Here is a 2,563-nt window from a genome sequence, read left to right on the forward strand (position 1 = left end):
AGCCTCCATCAACTCAGGCACCAACACCTTACGCTGCACCTTGGGAAATCGCCTACCCACCAATGCCGCCTACGCCATCGAGGCAGACGACATGGTCTATCTGGCTCTGCCTCCGTCCACGGATCAACGTGTTAGCACCGGTGGTAGTCTTAGATTGACTCTCAACTCGAATATGCAGTGCATCACGACCCACAACGGCATATTCATCAAGGGCACTGACGGGGGGAAAGAATACCTATACGACAAAGCCGTTTTTGGCACAGGGACAGTTACCTTACAGAACATCACGCGCGTTGACGGAAACTCTTTTAACGATGAAAGATTTCGTACGAGTGATTACACTTACCCGGTTTTCAAAAAAAATCTTATCCTCTCGTCCAAGGGCGTGGCCGGATCCGGCAACACGGCCTCGGTCCGGACCGTGGCCTACAACATTCCCATTTCCGACAGCGCCCGTGAAGCTCAGGACATCAACATCACCTTCAACTCCGAAACCGACTTGCGAAACAACTTCTCACCAATGGGCAATGGCAACAATGCGGAGGGCATGGAGGTCGGCAGGTACCAAACTCAAGGTGGGACCGCTTATTTCGCCAGCATGACCTCAATCAGAGCCGACCATGACGGGGCAAAACTCGGCCACTTCCTCCTCAACAGAGGCGCCGACATCGACACGATCTGGAAGGCCAACGACCGCATCCTGAACTACGATGTCCAGCTCAAACTCAGCCACGGAACCTATCTCTTACATGGGGGCAGCGGCCTGAGCTTTAGGATGAGAACGCAAGGCGGAAGCAATCCTCAGTATGAATACCTGGCCGTGTCCCTCATGAAATTCCATGTTCCTTCACTGGTCTTTGCCATCGACAACGGCGCCCGAGACCTGAATCTCTCCAACGGCACCCTTTCAGCAAAAACCAATCCTCCATGGGGTGCTGACTCCAGGCCAGTGTTCTCCGGGGTCCGCTGTCTGGGCGACGACGAACAAAACGCATATTTTTATCCGACAGGCTCCAACAGCGTGTCCCGTGTATCCGACGGGAACTTCCGTCGGGTGGCCGTGCACCCGGATGATTTCGGTAGGGTACTCGGGGCCGGCCCCAACGCTCGGACACTCTATCTCTATTTTTTCGACTCCGGGGGAAGGGAGCACTACCTCGGGATCATGTCCTATCCTCACGCCACCGAAGGGTATTGGAACACTGCCGGAGGCTTCGGCCCATGGTGGGACCGATATTCTTTCGGCCCATACAAATGGACGAACTACAGCGATCTCATACCCGACGGCCTCAAGCCCCTGGTCGGATCAAAACGATTCGGCTCCATGGGCGACTGGTGGGGTTCGGGCAACAATCCCCCGATTTATTATTACAATTTTTATCGTCGCGATTGGAACGGCATTGAAAACTACTCGCCCTACAGCATTTTCGACCGACTGGTTCTCGTGCTCTGGCAGCACCAGGGAAAGCAGGGCAATCAGGAAATCCGGCGTTGGCTGGCGGCCAAGGACGTCACGCATGACCAGTACATTCGAGGCATTCAGGGTTGGTGGGACGGTCGCATCGTCAACGACAACACCACCCTGCTCCTTCGAGTCCGCGAGGGCCGCGTGGAAGGGATCAAGACAAATTTCATCAATGTTTTTTACGGGGACATGAGCGATCAGGACACCTTTAGGCGCCCGAACACCATCGCCTACGACATGATGAACACCCGACAGCGATATCGACTGGGCCTGCCCACGGAATCCGGCAGATGGACTCCCCTCTGGCCTCCTAGAAGTTTGGCTGGATGGTCGGCCGAAAAGGACTACTTCACCCACATTCAGGAAGTGCCTCAAGGCCAAACCTACGCCCACCCTTGCCAATGGGATATCCTAAATCCAGATGTGGACATGGACATTTTTCAGTTGGAGGACGACGGCACCATCCTGGTCTCCGAACTGACCACCCCCGACAGCGGGAACTACCAACAGGCCGAGATTGGCTTTCATTCTTTCGGAGACGTCAACAAGGACAACACCACATACGGCTTCCGCGTCGCCAGCATGACCGACTTCGCCCTGCGCCTGACCAGCCCCGGCCACGCCGCCGGTGGGTTTCTGGCCGCCAGACAGAAGTAGGCAACAGAATGTTCATGAAGATACATAGCCCTCGCTTTCTTTTTCTCCTCGCTGCAGTCCTCGGCTTGGCCTCCTGCGCCCCTACGGTGATCACCGACAGCGCCCTCTCGCCCCGCGAGGCCATTTTCGCCCACCAGCCCCCGGACGTCCTCCCTGAAGTCCAGTCTCATCTCGTGGTCGTGGATGTCCGCCATTACGGATTCGACGGCCGCGTCCACCAGGGCCAGATCGTGGTCCACGAGGCCCTGGCCGAGGACATCCGCAGAATCTTCGCCGTCATCCTCGAAACCCGATTCCCCCTGGAATCGGTCCTGCCCATCGCCCACCCCGTCATCCAGACCAAAGGCCCCTTTGGCCTGTCCCCGGACACGAACAACAGCTCCGGCTACGTCTGGCGGCCCCGGGTCGGCGGCGACAAGCTCTCAATGCACGACCTGGGCC

The 2,563-nt window shown here is 57.1% G+C and carries 1 protein-coding gene; it reads left to right on the plus strand.

The genetic code is table 11. The annotated features are described in order from the left end of the window. Positions 1-2,136: 2,136 nt before the first annotated feature. Positions 2,137-2,563: M15 family peptidase (locus EOM25_13900; GenBank protein NCC26267.1), on the plus strand; the 427-nt coding region annotated here is incomplete at its 3' end.

The organism is Deltaproteobacteria bacterium (assembly GCA_009929795.1).
GTDB lineage: Bacteria > Desulfobacterota > Desulfovibrionia > Desulfovibrionales > Desulfomicrobiaceae > RZZR01.